Source organism: Acidovorax sp. Root219, assembly GCF_001428665.1.
GTDB lineage: Bacteria > Pseudomonadota > Gammaproteobacteria > Burkholderiales > Burkholderiaceae_C > Acidovorax.
Window position 1 is genome coordinate 1 of record NZ_LMIJ01000023.1, and the last position, 25,605, is coordinate 25,605.

24 protein-coding genes and 1 pseudogene are annotated in these 25,605 nt (G+C 68.4%); 10 read left to right on the plus strand and 15 right to left on the minus strand.

The features are described from left to right. Positions 1–178 precede the first annotated feature (178 nt). On the minus strand, positions 179–1,015 hold the full coding sequence (panC, locus tag ASE28_RS20490; protein WP_057268283.1) for a pantoate--beta-alanine ligase: 837 nt from the start codon (positions 1,013–1,015) through the stop codon (positions 179–181). A gap of 61 nt (positions 1,016–1,076) precedes the next feature. After that, positions 1,077–1,955, minus strand: a complete 879-nt coding sequence (gene panB / locus ASE28_RS20495; RefSeq protein ID WP_057268284.1) for a 3-methyl-2-oxobutanoate hydroxymethyltransferase — start codon at positions 1,953–1,955, stop codon at positions 1,077–1,079. 98 nt (positions 1,956–2,053) lie between these two features. On the opposite strand from panB, the gene nadC reads away from it, so the two are divergent. The 4 genes from nadC (at position 2,054) to ASE28_RS20515 (ending at position 7,218) form a co-directional block, all read left to right on the plus strand. Next, the gene (gene nadC, locus ASE28_RS20500) at positions 2,054–2,923 is read left to right on the plus strand and encodes a carboxylating nicotinate-nucleotide diphosphorylase (RefSeq protein WP_057268285.1); all 870 of its coding nucleotides are present in this window, start codon (positions 2,054–2,056) and stop codon (positions 2,921–2,923) included. Next, positions 2,920–4,059: a quinolinate synthase NadA gene (gene nadA / locus ASE28_RS20505; protein WP_057268286.1), complete on the plus strand. Its 1,140-nt coding sequence runs from the start codon at positions 2,920–2,922 to the stop codon at positions 4,057–4,059. The genes nadC and nadA overlap by 4 nt, the downstream gene beginning before the upstream one ends. 48 nt (positions 4,060–4,107) lie before the next feature. After that, on the plus strand, positions 4,108–5,898 hold the full coding sequence (locus tag ASE28_RS20510; protein ID WP_057268287.1) for a chorismate-binding protein: 1,791 nt from the start codon (positions 4,108–4,110) through the stop codon (positions 5,896–5,898). Between the two features lie 261 nt (positions 5,899–6,159). Beyond that, the gene (locus tag ASE28_RS20515; RefSeq protein ID WP_057202504.1) at positions 6,160–7,218 is read left to right on the plus strand and encodes a porin; all 1,059 of its coding nucleotides are present in this window, start codon (positions 6,160–6,162) and stop codon (positions 7,216–7,218) included. A 187-nt stretch (positions 7,219–7,405) separates the two neighbouring features. On the opposite strand, the gene ASE28_RS20520 is transcribed toward ASE28_RS20515, so the two are convergent. Then, entirely contained in the window at positions 7,406–7,765 is a 360-nt protein-coding gene (locus tag ASE28_RS20520; RefSeq protein WP_057268288.1) for a 5-carboxymethyl-2-hydroxymuconate Delta-isomerase, read from the minus strand. A gap of 345 nt (positions 7,766–8,110) precedes the next feature. On the opposite strand from ASE28_RS20520, the gene ASE28_RS20525 reads away from it, so the two are divergent. Next, complete coding sequence (locus tag ASE28_RS20525; protein WP_057268289.1) at positions 8,111–8,866, plus strand: carbonic anhydrase; 756 nt, start codon at positions 8,111–8,113, stop codon at positions 8,864–8,866. 39 nt (positions 8,867–8,905) lie between these two features. Here ASE28_RS20525 and bioF read toward each other — a convergent pair whose 3' ends face one another. The 8 genes from bioF to ASE28_RS20565 all read right to left on the minus strand — a co-directional run bounded on the left by bioF (position 8,906) and on the right by ASE28_RS20565 (position 15,954). Further along, the gene (gene bioF, locus ASE28_RS20530; protein WP_057268290.1) at positions 8,906–10,135 is read right to left on the minus strand and encodes an 8-amino-7-oxononanoate synthase; all 1,230 of its coding nucleotides are present in this window, start codon (positions 10,133–10,135) and stop codon (positions 8,906–8,908) included. Beyond that, the gene (gene bioD, locus ASE28_RS20535) at positions 10,132–10,803 is read right to left on the minus strand and encodes a dethiobiotin synthase (protein WP_057268291.1); all 672 of its coding nucleotides are present in this window, start codon (positions 10,801–10,803) and stop codon (positions 10,132–10,134) included. The genes bioF and bioD overlap by 4 nt, the downstream gene beginning before the upstream one ends. Beyond that, positions 10,803–12,149, minus strand: a complete 1,347-nt coding sequence (bioA, locus tag ASE28_RS20540) for an adenosylmethionine--8-amino-7-oxononanoate transaminase (protein ID WP_057268292.1) — start codon at positions 12,147–12,149, stop codon at positions 10,803–10,805. Before bioA ends, bioD begins: the two co-directional genes overlap by 1 nt. Further along, a complete protein-coding gene (locus tag ASE28_RS20545) occupies positions 12,149–12,523 on the minus strand; it encodes a 6-carboxytetrahydropterin synthase (RefSeq protein WP_057268293.1) in 375 nt (124 codons plus the stop codon). The genes bioA and ASE28_RS20545 overlap by 1 nt, the downstream gene beginning before the upstream one ends. A gap of 2 nt (positions 12,524–12,525) precedes the next feature. Then, complete coding sequence (gene queE, locus ASE28_RS20550; RefSeq protein ID WP_057268294.1) at positions 12,526–13,164, minus strand: 7-carboxy-7-deazaguanine synthase; 639 nt, start codon at positions 13,162–13,164, stop codon at positions 12,526–12,528. Between the two features lie 6 nt (positions 13,165–13,170). Next, complete coding sequence (nadB, locus tag ASE28_RS20555) at positions 13,171–14,760, minus strand: L-aspartate oxidase (protein WP_057268295.1); 1,590 nt, start codon at positions 14,758–14,760, stop codon at positions 13,171–13,173. Between the two features lie 68 nt (positions 14,761–14,828). Then, on the minus strand, positions 14,829–15,671 hold the full coding sequence (locus ASE28_RS20560) for a ScpA family protein (protein ID WP_057201891.1): 843 nt from the start codon (positions 15,669–15,671) through the stop codon (positions 14,829–14,831). A gap of 76 nt (positions 15,672–15,747) precedes the next feature. Then, on the minus strand, positions 15,748–15,954 hold the full coding sequence (locus ASE28_RS20565) for a DUF3460 family protein (RefSeq protein WP_007861239.1): 207 nt from the start codon (positions 15,952–15,954) through the stop codon (positions 15,748–15,750). A 42-nt stretch (positions 15,955–15,996) separates the two neighbouring features. Here ASE28_RS20565 and ASE28_RS20570 point away from each other — a divergent pair, with 42 nt between their 5' ends. After that, a complete protein-coding gene (locus tag ASE28_RS20570; protein ID WP_057268296.1) occupies positions 15,997–16,509 on the plus strand; it encodes a hypothetical protein in 513 nt (170 codons plus the stop codon). 4 nt (positions 16,510–16,513) lie between these two features. On the opposite strand, the pseudogene ASE28_RS20575 reads toward ASE28_RS20570, so the two are convergent. After that, positions 16,514–17,392 (minus strand): annotated as a pseudogene (locus ASE28_RS20575) (SulP family inorganic anion transporter); the annotation flags it as partial. Between the two features lie 233 nt (positions 17,393–17,625). Here ASE28_RS20575 and ASE28_RS20580 point away from each other — a divergent pair. Beyond that, on the plus strand, positions 17,626–18,264 hold the full coding sequence (locus ASE28_RS20580; RefSeq protein WP_057202508.1) for a YitT family protein: 639 nt from the start codon (positions 17,626–17,628) through the stop codon (positions 18,262–18,264). A gap of 10 nt (positions 18,265–18,274) precedes the next feature. Here the strand turns inward: ASE28_RS20580 and ASE28_RS20585 are convergent, their stop codons facing one another. After that, positions 18,275–19,051, minus strand: a complete 777-nt coding sequence (locus ASE28_RS20585; RefSeq protein ID WP_057268297.1) for a MipA/OmpV family protein — start codon at positions 19,049–19,051, stop codon at positions 18,275–18,277. Positions 19,052–19,272: 221 nt separating this feature from the next. On the opposite strand from ASE28_RS20585, the gene ASE28_RS20590 reads away from it, so the two are divergent. From ASE28_RS20590 to ASE28_RS20600, 3 genes are read left to right on the plus strand one after another with little or no spacing between them, the layout of a single operon-like run. Then, positions 19,273–19,932: a response regulator transcription factor gene (locus ASE28_RS20590; protein WP_057268298.1), complete on the plus strand. Its 660-nt coding sequence runs from the start codon at positions 19,273–19,275 to the stop codon at positions 19,930–19,932. After that, positions 19,929–21,350, plus strand: coding sequence for a HAMP domain-containing sensor histidine kinase (locus tag ASE28_RS20595; protein WP_057268299.1), 1,422 nt, complete (start codon positions 19,929–19,931; stop codon positions 21,348–21,350). Before ASE28_RS20590 ends, ASE28_RS20595 begins: the two co-directional genes overlap by 4 nt. Positions 21,351–21,410: 60 nt before the next feature. Next, positions 21,411–22,049, plus strand: coding sequence for a DUF2306 domain-containing protein (locus tag ASE28_RS20600; RefSeq protein WP_162262273.1), 639 nt, complete (start codon positions 21,411–21,413; stop codon positions 22,047–22,049). 3 nt (positions 22,050–22,052) lie between these two features. Here ASE28_RS20600 and metG read toward each other — a convergent pair whose 3' ends face one another. Continuing rightward, positions 22,053–24,206, minus strand: coding sequence for a methionine--tRNA ligase (metG, locus tag ASE28_RS20605; protein WP_057268300.1), 2,154 nt, complete (start codon positions 24,204–24,206; stop codon positions 22,053–22,055). 94 nt (positions 24,207–24,300) lie between these two features. Next, on the minus strand, positions 24,301–25,551 hold the full coding sequence (locus tag ASE28_RS20610) for a patatin-like phospholipase family protein (protein ID WP_057201898.1): 1,251 nt from the start codon (positions 25,549–25,551) through the stop codon (positions 24,301–24,303). Positions 25,552–25,605: the final 54 nt, after the last annotated feature.

The following is a 25,605-nucleotide window of genomic DNA, read 5'->3' on the forward strand; positions in this document are numbered from 1 at the left end:
GCGCTGCTCCTGCTTGGTCAATGCGGCGCTATTATAATTTATTTCTTCTACACCCTCTTGGCGGCCCAAGAGAAAGTTACTGCGCCGCCGGGCGCACATCCCGGCCTCCGCCCTCAGCGCAAGCATGCGGCTTAAAAGTCAGGACAAGGAGGCGAGGGATGAAGCCAGGGGCGCGAACTCAAAACTCCCAGTTATCAATCAACCGCGTAGCCCCCAACCGCGCCGCCCCCAACACCACCAACGTCCCCACAGCATCCTCGGCCCTGGCCGGCTGCAGATCCACCCGCCGCCTTACCGTCAGATAGTCCGGCTGCCACCCCCGCGCCCGCAATCCATCCATCGCCTGCTTCTCCAATTCCACCCCTGGCTGCTGCCCCCAGCGCACAGCCAGCTGGCGCAAGGCCTGCGACAAGGCCACCGCCTCCTGCCGCTCCTGCAGGCTGAGGTAACCATTGCGCGAACTCAGGGCCAGGCCGTCGGGCGCGCGGCAGGTCTCGCCGGCGACCACGGTGATGGGCAGTGCGAACTGGCGCACCATCTGGCGGATCACCAGGAGTTGCTGGTAGTCCTTCTTGCCGAACACCGCCGTGCCGCCGCTCTGGCCGAGCACGCAGGCAAAAAGCTTCATCACCACCGTCGCCACTCCGGTGAAGAAACCGGGGCGGAAGTGGCCTTCCAGCAGGTCGGCCAGGGCCGGGTCGGGGTGCACCTTGAAGGTCTGGGGCTCGGGATACAGGTCGGCCTCGCGCGGGGCGAAGAGCACCTTGCAGCCTGCGGCCTGCAGGCGGTTGCAGTCGGCCTCCCAGGTGCGCGGGTAGCTGTCGAAGTCTTCGTGCGGCAAGAACTGCAGTCGGTTCACGAAGATGCTGGCCACTGTGACGTCGCCCAGGGGCAGCGCCTGTTCGACCAGTGCGATGTGGCCGTCGTGCAGGTTGCCCATGGTGGGCACGAAGGCCGGGCGGCGGTAGGGGGCCAGGGCCTGGCGCAGGTCGTCGATGGTGTGGGCGATCAGCATGGCGAATCAGCAAGCAAAAAAGAAGAAAGAAAAGAGAGAGGGGAAAAGCGTGTACGCCCGGCTACCAGGCATGCAGGGCGTTGTCGGGAAAACGTCCCTCTTTGACGGCCAGTACATAGGCCTCGATGGCGCCGCGCACGCTGCCGGCGTCCTGCATGAAGTTGTGGACGAACTTCGGGTTCTTGCCCAGGTTCATGCCCAGCATGTCGTGCAACACCAGCACCTGGCCGGCCGTGCCGTTGCCTGCGCCGATGCCGATGGTGTGGCAGCGCAGCAACTCGGCCGTGAGGTCGGCGGCCAGCACGGCGGGCACCATCTCCAGCACCAGCATGGCGGCACCCGCATCCTGCAACTCGTGCGCGTGCTTGCGCAGGGTGCGCGCGGCATCGTCGCTGCGCCCCTGCACGCGGTAGCCGCCCAGGGCGTGCACCGTCTGGGGAGTCAGGCCGAGGTGGGCGCAGACCGGCACGCCGCGCTGCACCAGGAACTCCACCGTGGGCGCGGTCCAGCCGCCGCCTTCGAGCTTGACCATGTGCGCGCCCGCCTGCATCAGCACGCAGGCGCTGCGCAAGGCCTGCTCGCGGCTTTCGGCATACGTGCCGTAGGGCAGGTCGGCCACCAGCCAGGCCGTGCCCTGCACGCGGTGCAGGCCGCGCGCCACGCTGGCCGTGTGGTAGGCCATGGCCTCCAGCGTCACGCCCACGGTGCTGGGCAGGCCCTGGCAGACCATGCCCAGCGAATCGCCGACGAGGATGCACTCCACGCCCGCAGCATCGGCCACCGCCGCAAAGGTGGCGTCGTAGGCGGTAAGCATGCACATCTTCTCGCCCGCATCCCGCATCTGCGCCAGGCGCGGCAGGCTCATGGGGCGGCGCTGCGGTAGGGGAGACGCCGGCGGCAGCGTGCCGTAGGGGGTGGCAGAAGGCGTTGGATCGGTCATGGGGCTCCTCTGGGCAAAATTGCGCGAGTGTAGGGTGTATGCAGTCGGGACAGCGGTGTCCCAAACCCCGGTCCCAGAAGCCGCTATGCTCGCGCCCCATGACCCATCCCAGCGACGATGAAAAAAGTGCCGAAGTGGCCGCCCTGGCCCGCGCGGACGTGTCCCGCGCCCTGGCAGAAGACGTGGGCAGCGGTGACCTGACCGCCGGCCTGATCGACCCTGCGCGGCGCGCCCGTGCGCGCATCCTGGCGCGCGAGGCCGCCGTGATCTGCGGCACGCCCTGGGTCGAAGCGGCCCTGCGTGCCCTCGACCCGGAGGTGCAGCTCACCTGGCAGGTGGCCGAGGGCCAGCGCTGCGCGCCCGACCAGGTGGTGCTGGAGATCGAGGGCAGCGCCCGCGCGCTGCTCAGCGCCGAGCGCACAGCGCTCAACTTTTTGCAGCTGCTCTCGGCCGTGGCCACCAAGACGGCCACCTATGCCGACGTGGTCGCCGGCACCCGTGCGCGCATCGTGGACACGCGCAAGACCCTGCCGGGCCTGCGCCTGGCGCAGAAGTACGCCGTGCGCGTGGGCGGCGGCACCAACCACCGCATCGGCCTGCACGATGCCGTGCTGATCAAGGAAAACCACATCGCCGCCGCCGGTGGCGTCACCGCCGTGCTGCGCGCCGCGCAGCAGGTGGCTGCGCAGGCCGCCTTCATCGAGATCGAGGTCGAGACGCTCGCACAACTGACCGAGGCGCTCGACGCAGGCGCCACCATGGTGCTGCTCGACAACATGCCCCTGCCCCTGCTGCGCGAGGCCGTGCGCACCAATGCCGGCCGCGCCATCCTCGAAATCTCGGGCGGCGTCACGCTCGACGGCCTGCGCGAACTGGCCGAGACCGGTGTGGACCGCATCTCCATCGGCACGCTGACCAAGGACGTCAAGGCCACCGATTTTTCGATGCGGCTGCAGGAACTGTCATGAGCAACACGGCCACGCTGAACCGCATCGACGTCGAGTACGACCAGCCGCTTGCGGTGCTGGAGGACGGCGGCGCTGTCTGCTCGACTAAGCACGCCTGGGCCCGCGTGCCGCCCGAGCCCTCGCAGGCCGAGCGCGCAGCGCTCAAGGACCGCATCCGCCGCCTGCTCAAGGAGAAGAATGCGGTCATGGTCTCGCACTACTACGTGCACCCCGATCTGCAGGACCTGGCCGAGGAAACCGGCGGCCTGGTCAGCGATTCGCTGGAGATGGCGCGCTTCGGCCGCGACCATGCGGCGCAGACCCTGGTGGTCTCGGGCGTGCGCTTCATGGGCGAGACGGCGAAGATCCTCTCGCCCGAGAAGACCGTGCTCATGCCCGACCTCGATGCCACCTGCTCGCTCGACCTGGGCTGTCCGGTCGACGAATTCAGTGCCTTCTGCGACGCCCACCCGGACCGCACCGTGGTGGTGTATGCCAACACCAGTGCGGCCGTGAAGGCGCGGGCCGACTGGCTGGTCACGTCGAGCTGCGCGCTCGAGATTGTCGGCGCCCTCAAGGCGGCGGGCCACAAGATTCTGTGGGCGCCCGACCGCCACCTGGGCGCCTACATCCAGCGCGAGACCGGCGCCGACATGCTGTTCTGGAACGGCGCCTGCATCGTGCACGACGAGTTCAAGGCCTTCGAGCTGGAGGCGCTCAAGCAGGCGCACCCTGGGGCCAAGGTGCTGGTGCACCCGGAGAGCCCTGCGGACGTGGTGGCGCTGGCCGATGCGGTGGGCTCCACCTCGGCCATCCTCAAGGCCGCGCGCGAGATGGATGCGCGCGAGTTCATCGTCGCCACCGACAACGGCATGATGCACAAGCTGCGCACCCTCAACCCCGGCAAGACCTTTTACGAAGCCCCCACCGCCGGCAACAGCGCCACCTGCAAGAGCTGCGCGCACTGCCCCTGGATGGCGATGAACGGCCTGGCCGACGTGGCGCGCGTGCTGGAAACGGGTGCCAATGCGGTGTATGTGGACCCGGCGCTGATCCCGCGCGCCCGCCAGCCCATCGACCGCATGCTGGCCTTCACGGCCGCGCTCAAGGGCGGGCAGCCCGCCGCAGGGCTGGTGCCGCACCTTGGCGCTGCCTGAACCTGCAGACACGGCTGCCCGCAGAACCGGGTGGCGAGATTCCTTCCTGTGACCACAACTGTCCATTCGCGTATCGATTTCACCCAGCCGCAGGAGCCCGGCACACTGCGCCTGCGCCACGCTTTCGGTCCGCCGCGGCAGGTGCTGGCGGCGCATGCTCTGCACGAGGTGCGCGGCGTGCTCGATGCGGTGTACGCCGCCGCACAGGGTGGGGCTTGGTGCGTGGGCTATGTACGCTACGAGGCTGCGGCGGCCTTTGACACCGCCCTGCGGACCCACACGGCGCAGGGCCCGTTGGCTTGGTTTTCGGTGCACGATGAAGCCCTGCCTTGGCCGGATGGACCACAGCCCGACGCAAGCGCCGAAGTGACATGGGCCGATGGCCTGCCGCGTGCCGACTTCGATGCCTCGCTGGCCCGCATCCACCAGGCCATCGCCGATGGCGAGGTCTACCAGGTCAACTACACCGCACCCCTGCAGGGCCGTGCGCAAGGCAGCGCACAGGCGCTGTTCGAGGCACTGCACCGCACCCAGCCCGAGGGCTACTGCGCGCACATCGATGCCGGCGATACCCAGGTGCTGTCGGTATCGCCCGAGCTGTTCTTCGACTGGACCACCGATGCGGCGGGCGGCGACATCCTTGCTCGCCCGATGAAGGGCACGGCCCCGCGTGGCGCCACGCCCGACGCCGATGCCGCCCAGGCCGAGTACCTGCGCACGGCGCCCAAGGAACGGGCCGAGAACGTGATGGTCGTGGACCTGCTGCGCAACGATATCTCGCGCATCGCGCAGTCGCACAGCGTGCGCGTGCCGTGCTTGTTCCACACCCAGGCCCTGCCCACTGTGTGGCAGATGACGTCCGACGTGCAGGCCCGCACCCGGTCGGGCACCACGCTGGCCGATGTGTTTGCCGCACTGTTCCCCTGCGGCTCGGTCACGGGCGCGCCCAAGGTGCGTGCCATGCAGCTGATCCGCGATCTGGAGCCCGCGCCGCGCGGCGTGTACTGCGGTGCCGTGGGCGTGGTGCGCCCGCACGGGCCACCGGGCCAGGGCGGCGTGGCCGCGACCTTCAACGTGCCCATCCGCACCGTGGTGCTGCAGGCGCGCGATGGCACGGTGCAGGCCACCTGCGGCATCGGCAGCGGCATCACCTCGGGTGCCGAGGCCGAGGCCGAATGGCATGAATGGCGCCACAAGCGCGCCTTCGTGGAGCGCGCCAGCGCAGCGTTCGACCTGCTCGAAACCCTCGCGCTCGAGGGTGGGCAGTTCCGCCACCTGGGCGAGCACTTGGCGCGCATGGCCGTGGCCGCTGGGCACTTCGGCTATGGGTGGGACGCCGATCGCGTTCATGCCCGCCTGCAGGCGCTGGCCGCGCAGCACGCCAGTGGCGCATGGCGCGTGCGCCTGCTGCTGGACAGCCGGGGCGCACCCCGCGCCGAGGCCTTCGCGCTGCAGCCCACGCAGGTGCCTGTGCGCCTGCAGCTCGCCGGCCGTGCCTTCGACGAGGCCGACAGCGAATTCGTGCGCCACAAGACCACGCGCCGCGCGCACTACGCGGCGTTTGCGCCCACCGCGCCCGGCGTGTTCGATACGGTGCTGTGGAACCGTGCCGGCGAGATCACCGAGGGCACCTTCGGCAACCTGGCCCTGCGGCTCGATGGCCGCTGGGTCACGCCGCCGCTGGCCTGCGGCCTGCTGCCTGGCGTGGGGCGTGCGGTGGCCCTGCGCGAGGGCCGCGTGGCAGAGGCCGTGGTGCGGCTCGACGACCTGCCGCATGTCGATGGCTGGGCCTTCATCAACAGCCTGCGCGGCTGGCTGGCCGCGCAATTGATGGCCTGAGCCGCAGGGCTGCACGCGCTTGCGTGCACTGTGCACTCGCCTTCGCGCTCGGGCGCTTGCCTGTGCGTATACACCAGGCTGCGAGAGGATCGCTATGCATGCTTATTTCCCGCACTGGTATGCAAGGGTTTACCCCAGGACTGTCACACAGCTTTTTTCTAATGAGCCCAGCGCCCCACCATGGGGTGCCGACCGGTAAGACGCCTGCCCTGCGGTATGCCCATGTCCCGGTGATCTGCCCATTTCGAAGAAGTGAACTCCATGAAACTCAAGCTCCTTGCCCTCGCGGCCCTGACCCTTGCCGCCGGCGCCCATGCACAGTCCAGCGTCACCCTCTTTGGCGTGGTCGACGCCTCGGTGGTCCACATGTCCAGCAACACCAACAGCGTCACCGGCCTGTCCAGCGGCGGTCAGTCCAGCAGCCGCCTGGGCTTTCGCGGCGTGGAAGACCTCGGTGGTGGTCTGAAGGCCGGCTTCTGGTTGGAGGGTGGCCTGGCCGCCGACAACGGCACCGCCGCCGGATTCCGCTTCGACCGCCGTTCCACCGTGAGCATTTCGGGCGGCTTCGGTGAAGTGCGCCTGGGCCGCGACAAGTCGCCCGCCTACCTGAACATCGAGACCTTCGATCCTTTCGGCGATTCCGGCGTGGGCGGCAACAACGGCGCCAACATGGTGGGCAGCGCCACCTCGGCCGCCGGCACGCCCGAAGGCAGTGCCCCCAAGCGCACCAGCAACGGCCTGAACTACCTGCTGCCCGAACTGGGCGGCTTCTACGGCCAGCTGCAGTACGCCCTGGGCGAGCAGCTGTCGAACCAGGTCAACGACCGCATGGGCAACTCGCTGGCCCTGCGCGCTGGCTACGCCAACGGCCCCCTGAACGTGGCCGTGGCCTTCGGCGAGACACGCGGCGGCGCCGCCACTGCCAACTCGGTCGACTACAAGGCCAGCAACGTGGGCGTGTCCTACAGCTTCGGCGTGGTCAAGCCCATGGCCTTGTTCGCCACCGAGCGCGGCGCCGGCCGCCGTGTGGACATGTTCACCCTGGGCGCCACGGTGCCGCTGGGCGTGGGTGAGCTGCGTGCCTCGTACGTCAACTTCAAGCGCAAGGACGTGAACAACGCCGACTCGCAGAAGTTCGCCATCGGCTACGGCCACAACCTGTCCAAGCGCACGCAGCTGTACGCCACCGTGGCGCGCATCAGCAACGACGGCGCCGCAACGCGCGGTCTGGCCGTGTCCTCCTCGTCGCTCGGCAGCCCGACGATCGGCGCCGGCAACGACGTGACCGGCTACGAGTTCGGCGTTCGCCACACGTTCTGATGGCGGACGGGCCAGGGCACCTGTTGCAGCGGGTGCCCTGGCCTTGAGGCCGTGCTGTGCGCCTTCCACCTGGTGGGGATGCGAGGGGGGCGCAGCACGGACTTTCCTGCGTTACAGCAATGACAAAGCCGCCCAGGGCAGTGCCCGGGGCGGCTTTGTCATTGGGGACTGCCTGCCAGGCAGATTCTTACAGCTTTTCCTTGGCGTACGAGCCGCGGTCCATATCCACGATCTCCACGCTCAGCTGCACCAGCACTCCCTGCGGCTTGGGGGTGAGTTCGCGCAGCACGCCGGCGATCAGGTCCGACAGCTCCTTCTTGGCCTCGGGCGTGCGGCCCGAGAGCACGCGCAGCTGCGCATGCACGAAAGCGCGCTGCGCCGGGGCGGTGCCGATCTCGAAACTGTCGGCCACCACGAAGCGGGTCTTGAGGTCCAGCTCGTCCTGCACCTGGGGGTGGGCGCACAGCGCGGCATTGAGCGCGGTCAGCGCTTCGGCCTCGGGGTAGTGCGGCAGGTTGCCGGAGTATTCGACGATGAGATGGGGCATGGCGGTTCCATGAAAAATCGGTGCGCCCTGCAGTGGGCCGGCGCGGTGATCGAAAACGCCACGGGTGTGCGCGGCGCAGGGAGGCTGAGTTTATCGGCTTGGCGTGACATTGGCAGGGCCGGCGGTGTCTGTGGCGCTGGCACCCCGGGGGCTTGCCAGCAGGAACCCGCTGAACAAGAATCGCACCGGCCTGGTTGTTCTCCGGGCTGTGGCAACGTGCACCACCCGGTGCCGTTCCTGACGTTCTCCGCCCGCCGCCTGTTTCCACACGTTGAAGGACGCGCCCGCATGCGCATCCCCATGCAGGCAGGGTGGTGCCATCCGTTTTCGCTATCAATCAAAACCATGACATACCAGACATTGATTCGACACATGGCCCTGGGTTGCCTGACCCTGTGTGCCGCCCTGGCCCACGCCGAGGGGCATGCTCCGCATTGGGACTACAAGGGCAAGCTCGGTGCCACCCATTGGGGCGCACTGGATGCGGGCTTCGAAGCCTGCGCCCGCGGCACGGCCCAGAGCCCTGTCGACATCCGCAAGACGGTCAAGGAAGCCTTGCCGGCGCTCGACTTCCAGTACGCATCCGGGGCACCCACCCTGGTCAACAACGGCCACACGGTGCAGGTCAACATGCCCGCTGGCAGCAAGCTGGTGGTGGGCGGCCGGGCGTTGGAGCTGCTGCAGTTCCACTTCCATACCCCCAGCGAGGAGGCCGTGGGCGGCAAGCGCGCAGCGATGGTCGCCCACTTCGTGCACAAGGCCGAGGACGGCGGCCTGGGCGTGGTGGCCGTGCTGATCCAGCCGGGCAAGAAGAACCAGGCCTGGGAGCCCATCTTCGCGCACCTGCCGCGCGTAGGCGAGCAGGTCACGGTCGATGGCCTGGCGCTGCATCCCGCCGCCCTGCTGCCGGAAAAGCACGGTTACTACAGCTTCGAAGGTTCGCTGACCACGCCACCCTGCTCCGAAGGCGTGCAGTGGATGGTGCTCAAGGAGCCCGTCAAGCTAAGCGCGCAGCAGATCAAGTCGTTCCGCCGGGTCTACAGCGCCAATGCACGGCCGCTGCAACCGCTGCATGGGCGCGTGGTCAAAGAGAGCACCTAATTTGACAGCAAGATCCGTGCAGCCACTGGCTGCACGGACTCAAGCCACGGCGGGTGCGTGCGCCGCGTGCCGGTGCAATGCCTGCAGCAGCTGGTCGACGTCCTCGGCGGTGTGCGCTGACGACAGCGCAATGCGCAGCCGGGCAGTGCCGGCCGGCACCGTCGGCGGCCGTATCGCGGGCACCCACAGGCCCTCTGCTCGCAGGCTCTCCATTACCGCCAGTGCGGCCTCGTTGCTGCCGATCACCAGCGCCTGCACGGCGGTGTGCGAGGGCAGCAGGCGCCAGCCCAGTGCGTCAGGCAGGGCTGCAAGCCCGGCGCGCAGTTGCGCGATCCGGGCGTCAAGCTGCTGGCGCCGGTCATCCGCAGCCGCGATCAGCTCCAGGCTCTTGCGCAGTGCACTGGCCAGCAGCGGTGGGGCGGCGGTGGCGAAGATGTAGGTGCGCGTCTTTTGCAGCAGCCATTCGATGAGCGCGCCATCGCCCGCCACGAAGGCACCCGCCACCCCGGCGGCCTTGCCCAGCGTGGCCATGTAGAGCACCCGGCGCGATGCGGTGGCACCCGTGAGGCCTGCCTCGGCGAGGCTGCCACGCCCCTGGGGGCCCAGCACGCCAAAGCCATGGGCGTCGTCCAGCAGCAGCAGGGCATCGAAGCGTTCGCACAGGGCCAGCAGGGCCGGGATATCGATGAGGTCGCCGTCCATGCTGAACACGGCATCGCTGACCACGAGTTTGCGCCGCGCTGTGCTGGCGGCCAGGGCCGCCTCCAACGCGGCCAGGTCGGCGTGCGGGTAGCGGTGGATGGTGGCGCGCGACAGGCGCGCACCGTCGATCAGGCAGGCGTGGTTGAGCGCGTCCGAGAACAGCGCATCGCCTTCGCCCACCAGCGCCGGGATGATGCCGGTGTTGGTGGCGTAGCCGGCGTAGAAGTACAGGGCCCGGGGCAGTTGCACGAAGGCCGCCAGCTCATGCTCCAGCGCCGCGTTGGCGGCGCTGTGCCCGCTGACCAGGGGCGAGCCGCCCGAGCCCACGCCAAAGGTGTGCGTGGCTTCGCGCGCAGCTGCGGCCAGCGCCGGGTGGCTGGCCAGGCCCAGGTAGTTGTTGCTGCAAAAGGCCAGCATGGGCTGCCCATCCACCAGCAGGTGGGCGCCGCCTGCGGGCTGCACCACGCGGCGGCGGCGCAGCAGATGGGCGCGCTCGATGTCGGCCAGGCGTGCCGGAATCTCGTCGAGCCAGGAGGGTGGGGAAGAGGGGGCGAAAGGGGTCGTCATAGCCAGTGGGCAGGCAGTTCGAAGACCAGGCCGCGCGCTTCCGGCAAGGCCTGGTAAGGTACGTCGGCGAGCAGGGGAGCTCCCAGGCGCGCACACAGGTAGGCCTTGTTCTCCTCCACGGCTTGCATCGCGGGGTCTACCTGGTTGGCCACCCAGCCGGCCAGCGTGAGGCCGCGCGCGCGGATGGCCTCGGCCGTCAGCAGTGCATGGTTCAGGCAGCCCAGGCGCAGGCCCACCACCAGCACCACGGGCAGGGCCAGGGCCAGGGCCAGGTCGGCGCCGGTCGTGGTGTCCGACAGCGGCACGTGAAAGCCGCCCGCACCTTCCACCACCACCGCGTCGGCCTGGGCCGCCAGTGCCTGGTAGCAGTGCACGATGGCGGCGATGTCGATCTGCACACCGGCGCGGGCCGCCGCGATGTGGGGCGAGAGCGGGTCGGGCAGCAGCACCGGGTTGTCCAGCGCGGCCGGCACCGCCACGGTCGATGCGGCGCGCAGCGCAATCGCGTCTTCGCTGGCCCAGTCGCCGCCCCAGGGCACGACGCCGGCCGCCACCGGCTTCATGCCGACCACGCGGCGGTGGTGCGGCGCCAGCGCATGCAGCAGGCCGGCGGACACCAGCGTCTTGCCCACGCCGGTGTCGGTACCGGTCACAAAACATCCAATCATCAACAGATTTCCTCTTGCAGGGTGGCGTTCAGCGCGTCGAGCGCGCCGCTGGCCAGGCAGTCAACCGCCTCGCCGTCGAGCACATAGGGTGGCATGGCATACAGCGTGTTGCCGATGGGGCGCAGCACCAGCCCCCGCGCCATGGCCTGCTGGTGGTAGCGGCGCGAAAAATCGGGCAGGGTGGTGTCGATGTCCCAGGCCCAGACCATGCCCAGGCGGCGCGCATGGCGCAAGCGCGGGTGCTGGGCCAGGGGCGCGCAGGCGGTGTCGATGCGCTGCGCCAGCCCCGCGTTGGCCTTGAGCGCATCCAACTGCTCGAACAGCTCCAGCGTGGCCAGGGCCGCACGGCAGGCCAGCGGGTTGCCGGTGTACGAGTGCGAGTGCAAAAAGCCGCGCGCCACCTCGTCCGCATAGAACGCCTGGTACACCGTGTCCGTGGTCAGCACCGCCGACAGCGGCAGGGTGCCACCCGTAAGGCCCTTGGACAGGCAGATGAAGTCGGGCCGGATGCCCGCCTGCTGGTGCGCGAACATGCTGCCCGTGCGGCCAAAGCCCGTGGCGATCTCGTCCACCACCAGGTGCACCTCGTAGCGGTCGCACAGCGCGCGCGCCAGGCGCAGGTATTCGGGGTCGTGCATGGCCATACCGGCCGCGCACTGCACCAGGGGCTCCACGATCAGCGCGGCAGTGTCGGCGTGGTGCTCGGCCAGCCAGGCGTCAAGGGCGGCGGCGCTGCGCCGGGCCACATCCTCGGGGGATTCTCCAGGCGTGGCCTGGCGCGCATCGGGGCTGGGCACGGTGGCGGCCAGGCGCACCAGCGGGGCGTAGGCCTCGCGGAACAGCGCGATGTCGGTCACCGCCAATGCCCCCACGGTCTCGCCGTGGTAGCCACCAGCCAGGCCCACGAAGCGGCTCTTGCCCGGGCGGCCCGTGTTGCGCCAGTAGTGGGCGCTCATCTTGAGCGAGATCTCGGTGGCGGCCGCGCCATCGCTGCCGTAGAACGCGTGGCCCAGGCCCGTGAGCACACCCAGGCGCTCCGACAGCTCGACCACCGGCGCGTGCGTGAAGCCGGCCAGCATCACATGGTCGAGCCGCTCCATCTGGTCGGCCAGGGCGGCCTTGATGTGCGGGTGGCTGTGGCCGAACAGGTTGACCCACCAGGAGCTGATGCCATCGAGGTAGCGCCGGCCGTCGGTGCCGTACAGCCAGGGGCCTTGCGCGTGCGCGATGGCCACGGGCGGCTGGGCCTCGTGCCGCTTCATCTGCGTGCAGGGGTGCCAGACGTGGGCCAGGCTGCGAGCGACCAGGTCTTTCCTGGCCGTCTTGGGTGCGGTGGTGAACGCCATCACTGCAGCGTGAAGTCGAGCGCGCAGCTGTCGCCCAGCGCCTCGCGCCACACGCGCACGCGGCTCACGCGCGGGCGCAGTTCGGCAGGCAAGGCCTGCGCGATGAAGAGGCACAGGTTCTCGAGCGTGGGAATGCCCAGCCCGGATACCTCGTCGAGCATGTGGTGGTCGAGCTGCTCGCGCACCACCTCCAGCCCCCGGCGCAGCAGGCCGAGGTCCAGCACCATGCCGGTAGCGGGGTCGCGCGGGCCGCTGAGCGAGACCTCGGCATGGTAGGTATGGCCGTGGATGCGGCGGCTGCCTTCGGCCTCGATCTCGCGGCGCAGGGTGTGGGCCGCGTCGAAGAAGAAGCGCTGGGAAATGGTGAACTGCATAGCTATCGGATGCCGCTGATCTTGTGGGTCTGCAGGCTCAGCCGCCAGGCGGGCTGTTCCATGCAGGTGGCAATACAGAGGGCGATGTGGGCGGCCTGGTTGGGGCCATCCATGGGCTGTAGGAAGCGGTGGGCGAACTGCCCCGTCTGCCCGATGGCCGCAAGGTCCATCCCGGCCTGGGGCCAGACCAGCTTGAGCTCCTGGCCCTGCTGCTGCACCCAGGGCGCGCCGGCCTTGGGGCTCACGCACAGCCAGTCGATGCCCGGCGGCGCGGCCACCGTGCCATTGGTCTCCACGGCAATGCGGAACTGCCGTGCGTGCAGGGCCTCGATCAGGGCCGCATCCACCTGCAGCAGGGGCTCGCCCCCCGTCAGCACCACCAGGCGGTGATCGGCATCGTGGGCCGGCCACTGGGCCGCAATGCGTTCCGTCAGGGCATCGGCCGTGGTGAACTTGCCGCCCAGGGTGCCGTCGGTGCCCACGAAGTCGGTGTCGCAGAAGCGGCAGATGGCGCTGGCGCGGTCGGCCTCGCGGCCACTCCAGAGGTTGCAGCCCGCAAAGCGGCAGAACACGGCGGGCATGCCCGCCTGCCCGCCTTCGCCCTGCAGGGTGTAGAAGATTTCCTTGACGCTGTAGGTCATACCTTGTCAGGCCACCGGTGGCACGAGGATGGTGGGGGCCGCAGGGGCGGCCAGCTCGGGGTAGTCGCGGCTGAAATGCAGGCCCCGGCTCTCGCGGCGCATCTGCGCCGAGCGCACGATGAGCTCGGCCACCTGCACCAGGTTGCGCAGCTCCAGCAGGTCGCGCGTGACGTGGAAGTGCGAGTAGAACTCGTGGATCTCGCCCTGCAGCAGCGCAATGCGGTGGGCCGCGCGTTCGAGCCGCTTGTTGGTGCGCACGATGCCCACGTAGTCCCACATGAAGCGGCGCAGCTCGTCCCAGTTGTGCGAGATGACCACGCACTCGTCGGCATCGGTCACGCGGCTGTCGTCCCACTGGGGCAGCTCGGGCAACTCCACGGCTGGCGCTGCGGCAATGGCCTGGGCGGCCGCGCGTGCGAACACCATGCATTCGACCAGCGAATTGCTGGCCAGGCGGTTGGCGCCGTGCAGGCCCGTGCAGGCCGTCTCGCCGATGGCGAACAGGCCCGGCAGGTCGGTGCGGCCTGCCAGGTCGGTGAGCACGCCGCCGCAGGTGTAGTGGGCGGCCGGCACCACGGGGATGGGCTCCTTGGTGATGTCGATGCCCAGTTCTGCACAGCGCGCGAGGATGTTGGGGAAATGCTCCTGCAAAAATTCCGGGCTCTGGTGCGAGATATCGAGGTGCACGCAATCGAGGCCGCGCTTCTTCATCTCGTAGTCGATGGCGCGGGCCACCACGTCGCGCGGCGCCAGTTCGGCGCGCTCGTCGTGCTGCGGCATGAAGCGCGTGCCGCCGGCCGATGCAGGCAGCTTGAGCAGGCCACCCTCGCCGCGCACGGCCTCCGTGATCAGAAACGACTTGGCGTGCGGGTGGTACAGGCAGGTCGGGTGGAACTGGATGAACTCCAGGTTGGCCACGCGGCAGCCCGCGCGCCAGGCGGCCGCGATGCCGTCGCCCGTAGCCGTGTCGGGGTTGGTGGTGTACAGGTAGACCTTGCCCGCGCCGCCCGTGGCCAGGATGGTCTGGGGTGCGCGGAAGGTGAGGACCTCGTCGGTGGCTTCGTCCAGCGCGTACAGGCCCAGACAGCGGTCGGAGCCCTTGGCACCCAGCTTGCGTGCCGTGATCAGGTCCACCAGCGTGTGCTGCTCGAACAGCGTGATGCCCGGCGTGGCGCGCACCACGTCGATCAGCGTGCGCTGCACCGCCGCACCGGTGGCGTCGGTGGAATGCACGATGCGCCGCGCACTGTGGCCGCCCTCGCGCGTGAGGTGCAAGGCGCCGTCTTCCAGCGAAAAGGGCACGCCCAGTTGCTGCAGCCAGGCAATCGCATCGGGCGCGTTCTCCACCACGAAGCGGGTGGCGGCCAGGTCGCACAGGCCGGCCCCGGCCACCAGGGTGTCTTCCACATGCGCGCCAAAGCTGTCCCCGTCGGCCAGCACGGCCGCAATGCCGCCCTGGGCCCAGGCGCTGGCACCATCGTGCAACTGGCGCTTGGTGATCACCGCCACGCGGTGCGTGGGCGCCAGGTGCAGCGCGGCCGAAAGCCCGGCGAGGCCGCTGCCTACGATGAGAACGTCGAAGTCGTGAGATGCCATGGCTTGCTGGGATGGAGAGGTGGTGGGACCATGGCCGCCCGCCATGGCCAGAAATCAGGCGGCGGTGTTCAGGCGGGCGTGTACGCCAGTCGCACGTAGATCGGCGCGAAGGCCTCGGCCTGGGTGATCTCGATCAGCGTCTCTTTGGCCAGTTCCAAGAGGGCGATGAAGGTCACCACCAGCACGGTGCTGCCGCGCTCGGGCTCGAACAGCTCCTCGAACTCCACGAAGCGGCGGCCCTGCAGCGTCTTGAGCACCATGCTCATGTACTCGCGCACCGAGAGTTCCTCGCGCGTGATCTTGTGGTGCTGCACCAGCTTGGCGCGCTTCATGATGTCGCGCCAGGCCTCCTGGAGCTCCACCACGTGCACGTCGGGAAAGCGCGGTTGCAGGCTCTGCTCGATGTAGACCTGGGCCTTGAGGAAGTCGCGTCCGTACTGCGGCAGCTGCGACAGGCGCATGCCGGCCATCTTCATCTGCTCGTATTCGAGCAGGCGGCGCACCAGCTCGGCCCGGGGGTCCACGGGATCTTCGCCCTCGGCCTGCTTCTTGGGCGGCAGCAGCATGCGCGACTTGATCTCGATCAGCATCGCCGCCATCAGCAGGTACTCGGCGGCCAGCTCCAGGTTGCGGCTGCGGATCTCGTCCACATACGCCAGGTACTGCTTCGTGACCCCCACCATGGGGATATCGAGGATGTTGAAGTTCTGCTTTCTGATCAGGTACAGCAGCAAATCCAGCGGCCCTTCGAAGGCTTCGAGGAAGACTTCGAGCGCATCGGGCGGGATGTACAGGTCGGTGGGCAGGGCGAACAGCGGCTCGCCGTACAGGCGCGCCAGGGCAACCTGGTCCACCACGTCGGGCATGCCCTGGTCCTGGACCGCGGCATCGGCTTCGCTCGCGCTGTTCATCAATTTGCTATGAAATAAAGAGCTTCAAACGCTTTGTGAAAAAGCGATGGAAGCCGTTTTCATGCGGAAAATTCGCTCAGTCGGCGTTGGTCTGGTAGACGTAGGGCTTTTGCTCGACCTGGCCTTCGCGGTACTCGCCCCAGATCTTGCGGTCCACCTGCTTGTCCCACAGCAGGGCGCGGCCTGCCACCTGCTGGGCGTCCAGTTCGGGCCGGCTCGCCTTGAGCTGGTTGATGAACTGCGTGGTGTCGGATTGGTAATCGGGGCGGCGGAAAATGGACATGGACTGGTAACCTCTTTTCCTTGATTTTACCGGGATGACCCCATGCCCCCATTTTTTCGTGCCGTGGCAGCCGCCATCACCACCCTGGCGCTGCTCGCCGCCGCTGGCTGCGACCCCCAGCGCATCAGCGAACTGCAGCCCGGCGTGTCCACCGAGGCGGACGTGCGCGACCGCTTCGGCGTGCCCGAGAACACCTGGAACGAGGCCGACGGCACCCGCACCTTCGAGTACAACCGCCAGCCCGCCGGCCAGGTCAACTACATGATCGCCATCGGGCCCGACGGCAAGCTGATCGCCGTGCGCCAGGTGCTCACGCCCGAGAACTTCGCCAAGGTCCAGCCCGGCATGGGGATGGATGCCGTGCGCCGCTTGCTGGGCAAGGCGGCCAAGGTGGTGCCCTACCCGCTCAAGGGTGAAACCCATGTGCAGTGGCGCTTTGCCAACGCGCGCAACGAGCCGCAGGTGTTCACCGTGGTCCAGGGGCCGGGCGCCCAGGTGCTGCGCACCGAGACCGGGCCCGACCTGGATGCCCCGGAATTCAAGGGCGGCAAGTAGCCACTCATACATTGATGCCGGTACTGCCTTGCGCGGCGAGCCGGTCGGCAAAGCCAGAGCGCTCCATCAGCGAGCGCGGCTGCTCGTGCAGATGCACGATCTGCAGATGGCCGCCGCGCTGTGCCACCGCCTTGAGCACCTGGCCGAGGGCATCGAGGCCGGTGGTGTCCAGCGCCACGAGCTCGCTTGCGTCCAGCACCAGGTCCACGCCGGCGGGGACGGTCTCCACCGCTTGCACGATGGGGTCGATCTTGGCCGCCGCGCCGAAGAACAGCGCGCCGTGCAGGCGCCAGGTCTGGGTAGCCCGCCCTGGCGTTGCCGCGGCAGGCGGCTGCAGCTCGGCCCTGAACAGCCCGCTCATGCGCCGCACGAACAGTGCGCAGGCCATGAACAGGCCCACCTCCACCGCCACCGTGAGGTCGAACACCACGGTGAGGAAGAAGGTGCCCAGCATCAGCAGCCGGTAGTGGTTGCTGAAGTGGCGCAGGCGCACGAACTCGTGCCACTCGCCCATGTTCCATGCCACGAACAGCAGGATGCCTGCCAGCACCGCCAGTGGAATGTGCAGTGCCAGCGGCGCTGCAGCCAGCACGATCACCGCCAGCGTCAGCGCGTGCACGATGCCTGCGATGGGGGAGGTGGCGCCCGATCGGATGTTGGTCACCGTGCGCGCAATGGTGCCCGTGGCCGGCATGCCGCCGAAGAAGGGCACGACCAGGTTGGCCAGGCCCTGGGCCATGAGTTCCTGGTTGGGGTCGTGCTTGCGGTGGTGGGGGTCGGTGGCCAGCTGGTCGGCCACCCGGGCACACAGCAGCGATTCGATGGCGCCCAGCAGGGCGATGGTGAGCGTGGGCGTGACTAGCAGGCGCACGGTCTCCCATGAGCATCGATCAGCCGGGGGTGGAAGGCGAAGGACAGCTGCATGGGGCGGTGGGTTCCAGTGTATTCCCCAGGCCGGTGAGCGCAACCATGGGTCGCTGGGCCAGACGGGTGTGGGGTGCGCCGAGAATGCAAGCATGTCCTGTGCCGGTGCTTGCACCACCCTTCTGGCGCAGTGCTTGCTTGTGCAAATGCATGCCCCCCGGTGGGTTGCCGCTGTATCCTGACGAACCGACCATGCCTGACACCCCCGCCCCGACCACCGAAACCGACACCCCCCCGTCGTTGCGCCATGGCACCTATGAGGACGCCCAGGCCATCTTCGCCGGCACCTTGTTCGTGGCGATGGCGCTCATGCTGTTCAACCAGGCGGGCCTGCTGGTGGGCGGCACGGCGGGCATTGCCTTTTTGCTGCACTACGTCACTGGCGTTTCGTTCGGCAAGCTGTTCTTCCTCGTGAACCTGCCGTTCTACTGGTTCGCCTGGACGCGCATGGGGCGCGAGTTCACCATCAAGACCTTTGTCTCGGTGGCGCTGCTGTCGGGGCTGACCGAGCTGTTCCCCCATGTCATGCATGTGGACTACCTCAACCCCCTGTTCGCCTCGCTGCTCGGTGGCCTGCTGCTGGGCACGGGCTGCCTGTTCCTGGCGCGGCACCGCTCCAGCCTGGGCGGGGCCACGGTGCTTTCGCTGTACATGCAGGACCGCTATGGCATCCGCGCCGGCAAGGTGCAGATGGGCATCGACTGCGCGGTGGTGCTGCTGGCGCTGTTCATCGTGCCCGTCGACCGGGTGGCGTACTCGGTGCTGGCGGTGCTGGTGATGAGCGGCTTTCTGTGGATCAGCCACCGGCCTGGGCGCTACGTGGGGCACTGAGCCCCTTGGGTCAGAACCGGTACAGGTAGCCCGCCGTCACGGCCGGCTGGCTGGACCGATTGACCAGCGGGCTGTCCTTGATGGCGCTGCCCAGCCGGGTGGCGCCCACGTCCACGAACACCCACTGCCGCGGCGCCAGGGTGTAGCCCACGCGCACGCCGGCCTGCAGGTTCAAGGCCGAGCTGCCTTCATAGGCCGGGCGGCCCAGTAGGGCCTCGGTACCCTCGACGCCATAGTAATAGTCCACATATTTGCGGTCCTGCTGCTGCAGCGCCAGGCGCGGCGTGATGTCCCAGGCGCCCAGCTGGAAGCGGCGCTCGGCCTTCAGCGTGAACTGGCGCCCCTTGCTGTGGCCCGAGGCATCGGCCAGCAGCTCGGCCGACAGCTGTACCGGCCCGGTGTCCCAGGTCGCGGCCGCACCCAGCCAGAGGCTGCCCTTGCGCTCGCGCATGCCGGCGAGCCAGGGCGAATCCTCGGCCTCGTAGCCATCGAAACCAAAGCGCGAGCGCAGCCGCAGGCCCACCGGGCCCAGCGAGGGCAGCTTGACGTCCACGCCCGGGCCGGCAATGTGGATCCAGCGGTTTTCATAAGTCAGCAGGGGCAGCGGCTGCAGCTTGTCGTCGAAATCGCGGTAGGGCTTGCGGTCGGCGGCCACGGCCAGGCCCAGGCCCCAGGAGGAGGCGGCGCCTGCCTCCTGGGCCTGGCTGCTGGCGGGCGCCAGCAGGGGCAGTGTGGCGGCCAGTGCCGCCAGGGGGCGGAGGATGGAATGCGGGAGGCGAAGCGTCATGGTCTCAATTTCCACAAGAAGAAGGGGATACGGGGCAGGTCAGGCCTGCGTGGACAGGGGGCCGTCGCGGTGGTAGCTTTGCCGCGGCGGGCCGGTGGACTGTAGGAAGGCTTTCTTAGCCTGCGGTTAGCCCCATGGATGGTCAGGGCAGGCACTGCTCATGGCGGGCTAAGAAACCCGCGCTACGCTGTGGCCAGCCCTGTTCTTTCGAGGAGACCCCGTTGCGCGCATTGCTGGTGGAAGACGACGACATGATCGGGCGCGGCCTCACGCACGCCCTCAAGGGCGCGGGCTGGTCGGTGGACTGGGTGCGCAATGGCGACTTGGCCCACAGCGCCCTGGCCGACGGCGACTACAGCTGCGTGTTGCTGGACCTGGGCCTGCCGGGGCTGGACGGCACCGAGGTGCTGCGCCGCGCGCGGGCGCGGGGCGACCTCACGCCGGTGGTGGTGCTCACGGCGCGCGACGGCGTCGAGGACCGGGTGCTCGGCCTGGACATCGGGGCCGACGACTACCTGCTCAAGCCCTTCGAGATGACCGAGTTGCTGGCGCGCATGCGCGCCGTGGTGCGCCGGCGCAGTGGTGCGGCCCAGTCCGTGGTGGGCAACGGGGTGGTGCAACTGGACCTGGCCACGCGCGAGGTGCTGCAGGGCGGCGTGCGCGGTGCCCTCACGGCCCGCGAATTCGCGCTGCTGCACGCGCTGCTGGAGCGGCCCGGCGCCATCCTCTCGCGCGAGCAGCTCGAAAACCGCATCTACGGCTGGGGCGAGGAGGTCAGCAGCAACGCCGTGGACGTGCTGATCCACGGCATGCGCCGCAAGCTCGGGCCCGATGCGATCCGCAACGTGCGCGGCCTGGGCTGGCGGGTGGCGGCGCCATGACGGGCGCTGTGCCCGAGGGGGGCGCGCGCTGGTACCGCCCCCGGTCGCTGCGCGGGCAGATCGTGCTGTGGCTGGCGCCCTGGATCCTGGCGGGCGCCGTGGTGGCAGGCGGGGCCTTCTGGGCCAGCTACAGCGCGCTGATCCATACCTTCATGCAGTACCAGATGGAGATACTGGCGCGCTCGCACCTGGCCGGCGGGCCGGTGCGGGCAGGCCAGGCAGAGGCTGTGGTCGAGCCGCTGCCGATGCTCAGCCGCACCAACATCGTGGAATGGGGGGCCTTCGTCGTGCAGGTCTGGTCCGCCGACGGGCGCCTGCTCGCCACCTCCGGCCCCGACATCGGCGTGCCCCTGCAGGCGGCGCCCGGCCACCAGCGCCTGCACACCAGCGATGCCTGGGCGCCGGGGTGGCGCGCCTACACCACACCCGCGGCCGGGCCGCACCAGCACCGCGTGCAGGTGCTGCAGAGCGAGCAGTTCCTGCAGGAAGAGGTGGCCGTGCGCACCCTGTACGCCATCGTACCCCTGGCCCTGCTGGTGCCCGCACTGCTGTTCACGCTGTGGCGGGTGGTGGGGCGTGCGTCGCGCTCGCTGCGGACGGTGGCCGACGAGGTGGCGCAGCGCAACGACCGCAGCCTGGGCGCCATTCCCGTGGGCCGCGTGCCCGAGGAAATCGTGCCGCTGGTCGGCTCGTTCAACGCCCTGCTCGCGCGCCTGGACGAGGCCTTTGCCGCCCAGCGCCGCTTCGTGCAGGACGCCGCGCACGAGCTGCGCACGCCCATGGCCGCCATGGCGCTGCAGATGGAGAACCTGCAGCCCCTGCTGCCCCTGGGCGAGGCGCAGCAGCAGTTTGCCCAGCTTGATGCCGGCATGCGCCGGGCCCGGCACCTGATCGGCCAGTTGCTGCGGCTCTCGCGCCAGGAGGCACCGGCGTCCACGGGGCTGGCTGCGCAGCCGCTGGACATCACGGCCCTGCTGCGCGAGAGCGTGGGCCAGCTCATGCCGCTGGCGGACCAGCGGCGCATCGAGGTGGGTTTCAGCGGTGCCTGTGCCGTGCATGTCGACGCCGTGGCCAGCGACCTGCGCAGCGTGTTCGACAACCTGCTGGACAACGCGCTGCGCTACACCCCCGAGGGTGGCAGCGTCGAGGTGCGCCTGCACCCGCTGGCCAGCGGCCCGGTGGTGGACATCATCGACACCGGGCCCGGCATTGCTCCCGAGCTGCTGGAGCGGGTGTTCGACCGCTTTTTTCGCGTGCCCGGTGCCGCCGCCGACGGCAGCGGCCTGGGCCTGGCCATCACCCGGGCCGCGGCGCTGCGCCAGGGGCTGCGGGTGGAACTGCTGGCGCGCGACGATGGTGCGGTGGGCCTGGTGGCGCGGGTGCACCTGCTTGCTCATTCAGCGGTAAGCCAGGGCTAATTCCCGCCTGAGTCGCGCTTTCTAGAGTGGATGGATTCCCATTCTCTCAAGGTATCTGCGATGAAAACACGCCTCTTTTCCTCCCCCGCCCTGGCCTGGTCCTGGGGCCTGCTGGCGCTCTCAGCGCTGGCCATCGGCCTCTTTTCGCTGCGCTATGCGCTGCCCGGCATGCCCTTGCCGTCGGACCTGCCCAGCCTCGCACTGTCGCCTCGGCCCTTCGTCGTGCATGCGGTCAGCGCCTCGCTGGCGCTGGTGCTCGGGCCGCTGCAGTTCGTTCCGGCCTGGCGTGCGCGGTTTCCGGCCCTGCACCGCTGGGTAGGGCGCGCCTATGTGCTGTCGGTCGCTGTCGCCTGGCTGTCGTCGCTGCCGCTGGCCGTGAACGCCATGACGGGCGCGGTGGCCGCCGCCGGCTTCTTCGCGCTGGGCCTGGCGTGGATCGTGGCGACCGGCATGGGCCTGGCACGCGCGCTGCAGCGGCGCTTCGCCGAGCACCGGCGCTGGATGCTGCGCAGCTTTGCGCTCACGGCGGCCGCCATCACGCTGCGCATCTACCTGGGCGCCAGCATGGCAGCCGACATCGACGAAGCGCTGTCCTACCCTTTCATCGCCTGGCTGTGCTGGGTGCCCAACATGCTCGTGGCCGAGTGGTACCTGCGGCAAGGAGGCCAGCCGCAGCGCCCGCAGGCGCTGCAGTTCTGAAGGTCAGCGCACCCGCATGCCCGGCGTGGCGCCGGGCCAGGGGTTGAGCACGTAGATGCCGGGGTTGGCCTTCTCGTCGCCATGGCTGGCGGCGAGCACCATGCCCTCGGAGACGCCGAACTTCATCTTGCGCGGGGCCAGGTTGGCCACCATCACCGTCTGCTTGCCGATCAGGTCGGCCGGCTGGTAGGCGCTGGCGATGCCGCTGAACACGTTGCGCGTGCGGCCTTCGCCCACGTCCAGCGTCAGGCGCAGCAGCTTGGTCGAGCCTTCGACGGGCTCGCAGTTCACGATCAGCGCGATGCGCAGGTCGATCTTGGTGAAGTCGTCGATGGTGATGGTCGGTGCCAGTTCCTCGCCGCCGGGGGCTGCCACTTCTTCCTTTTCGGGTTCGGCTACCACCGGAGGCTCGAATAGAGCGTCCAGCTGTTTGACATCTACGCGCTGCATAAGGTGTTCATAGTCAGCCAGGGTATCGCCAGCGTTGAGACGCTGATGAAAGAGGTGTTGACCAATGTCGTTCGATGCTCCGAAGAGTTTTGAGACTGCTGCCACCGTTTGGGGAAGGACGGGAGCCAAACAACGACTCGCGGCCGCAAATGCGTTCAATGCTGTGGAGAGCACGGTGTGCAGTTGCTCACGTTGCTCTGGCTTCTTGGCAAGATCCCATGGTTTTTTGATGTCTATGTATCGGTTGACTTCGTCGATAAATGACATAACCAAACGTATGGCTTTGCCATATTCGCGGGTTCCGTAGCAACTTCCCACGTAGCTAGCAAGACTAATCACACTAACGGGCGCGTCATGCAAAGCTGCAGGGTGTTCTGACCTTGAAATGGGCAGTTGGAGCTCATCAGGGTCTACGGTTCCGATTACTCCGTCAAAGTGCTTCTTCAGTAGCGTTGCACATCGACTAGCAATGTTGACATATTTGCCGACCAAGTCACTATTAACTCGCGCCATGAAGTCATCGCGGTTGAAGTCGATGTCCTCATTGCGATTGCTCAGCTTGGTAGCTAAGTAGTAACGTAGCCACTCTGCATTCATCCCGAGGCTCAGGTACTTGAGCGGGTCCAGACCTGTACCACGGCTCTTGCTCATCTTCTCGCCGTTGTTCACCGTGAGGAAACCGTGCACGAACACGTTGTCGGGCGTCTTGCGGCCGCTGAAATGCAGCATCGCGGGCCAGAACAGCGTGTGGAAGGTGACGATGTCCTTGCCGATGAAGTGGTACTGCTCCAGGGCCGGGTCGGCCATGTAGGCGTCGTAGCTCTCGCCGCGCTTTTCGAGCAGGTTCTTGAGCGAGGCCAGATAGCCCACAGGCGCGTCGAGCCAGACGTAGAAGTACTTGCCCGGCGCGTCGGGGATCTCGATGCCGAAGTAGGGCGCGTCGCGCGAGATGTCCCAGTCGCCCAGGCCCTCGCTGGTCGTGCCGTCCGGGTTGGTGCGGACGGTGAACCACTCCTTGATCTTGTTGGCCACCTCGGGCTGCAAATCAGGATTCCCTTCTTTCTTGGGATTTTGAGTCCAGTCCTCGAGGAACTCCACGCAGCGCGGGTCCGAGAGCTTGAAGAAGAAATGCTCCGAGCTCTTGAGCTCGGGCTTCACGCCCGACAGGGCCGAGAAAGGGTTGATCAGGTCGGTGGGCGCGTAGACCGAGCCGCAGACCTCGCAGTTGTCGCCGTACTGGTCCTTGGCGTGGCACTTGGGGCACTCGCCCTTGATGAAGCGGTCAGGCAGGAACATGTTCTTCTCGGGGTCGAAGAACTGCTCGATGGTGCGGGTCTCGATCAGCGAGCCGTCGGCGCGGTCGCGCAGGTCGCGGTAGATCTGGCGCGCCAGCTCGTGGTTTTCCGGGCCGTCGGTGCTGTGCCAGTTGTCGAAGCTGATGTGGAAACCGTCCAGGTACTGCTTGCGGCCGGCGGCGATGTCGGCCACGAACTGCTGGGGCGTCTTGCCGGCCTTTTCGGCCGCGATCATGATGGGCGCGCCGTGCGTGTCGTCGGCACCCACGAAGTTGACCGCGTTGCCCTGCATGCGCTGGAACCGCACCCAGATGTCGGCCTGGATGTATTCCATGATGTGGCCAATGTGGAAATTGCCATTGGCGTAGGGCAGGGCGGTGGTGACGAACAGTTTGCGTACGGGCGACGACATGGGGCGGCTTTCTCTGCGGGCACTTTCAGGCGGAACCGCTAATTTTAGGGCACGCTGAACTACCGCCGCCGCGCAGGGCCAACCCCGGCAGAACTCAGGCGTGCTGGAGTGTTTTCACTTCGGCGCCAGTGTCCGTCCAGCCAAAGAACTTGCACACCTCGGCGCGCATGGCCAGGGTGTCCTCACGGCCCAGGGCCATGAGTTCGCGCGTGTAGCCCGACTCGAACAGCAGGTAGCTGGCCAGCGCCGCGCCGCGCACGTCGGCCATGTTGGAGGTGACGCCCAGGGCGCCGAGCATGGCGCGCACGGGTGTGGGCAGGTTGCCCACATGGCGCGCGGCCACCGCGTCCAGCCGCTGGGAGGGCGCGATCACCAAGAGCTCGATGGGGCGCAGCGCGCTCTTGGCGCGCACCTCGGGCGGAATGAGCGACAGCGTCTGGTTCACGCGCAGCACGCGCTCCACGTCGACCGACAGCGCATCGAGGAAGATGTTGGAGAGTGCGTGCCCTGCGATCTGCGCCAGCGAGGGGTAGGTGGGCGTGGGGTTGGCGGCCGCGTCACCCTTGGGCTCGTGCATGCGGCCGGCGCCCACCACCAGGATGCGCTCGGCCCCCAGGTGGATGGCCGGCGCAATCGGTGCCGACTGGCGCATGGAGCCGTCGCCGAAGAACTCCATGTGGTCCCCGATGCTGATGGCCTTGGCCGGGAACACGAAGGGGATGGCCGAGGAGGCCAGCAGGTGCTCGTGCGTGATGCGGTCGCGTGCCGCCTTGCGCTGCGAGCGCACCCAGGGCTGCAGCGGGGCATCGGTCTCGAAGAAGGTCACGTGCTCGCCCGAGCTGTAGCTCGACGCCGTGACGGCCAGGGCCTTGAGGTGGCCCTTTTTCAAAAGGCGCGGCAGGCGCACCAGCGGCACCATCTTGACCAGCAGCTTTTCGAGCGGCGCGTTGTCCAGCAGCGAGCGCGGGCGCATGCGCCGCCAGCGCGCCAGGGCCCAGCCCAGCGACAGCAGCGAGAGCCAGCGCGCGCCGCTGCGCAGCACGCTCAGCGAGTCGGCCCTGTACACCTGCTGCGCATGGAAGTCGCGCCATACGCGGGCGATGCGGCGCACGGCCCGGTCGAAGTTGTCGGCCCCGCAGGCCAGCGCCGCCGCATTGATGGCCCCGGCCGAGGTGCCGGTGATGATGGGAAAGGGGTTGGGCTCGTCACCCGCGCCGCAGGCCAGGCGCAGATCGGCAATGGCTTCGAGCACCCCCACCTGGTAGGCGGCCCGGGCGCCGCCGCCCGTCAGCAGAAGGCCCGTGGCAAGGGGGGCGGGCGCGGCGGGGCTGTCGGGTGATTGCATCGGTGGACGGGGTGTGTGGCGTCAGGGCCCAGTGTGCTGCGTTGCCCGCAGGCC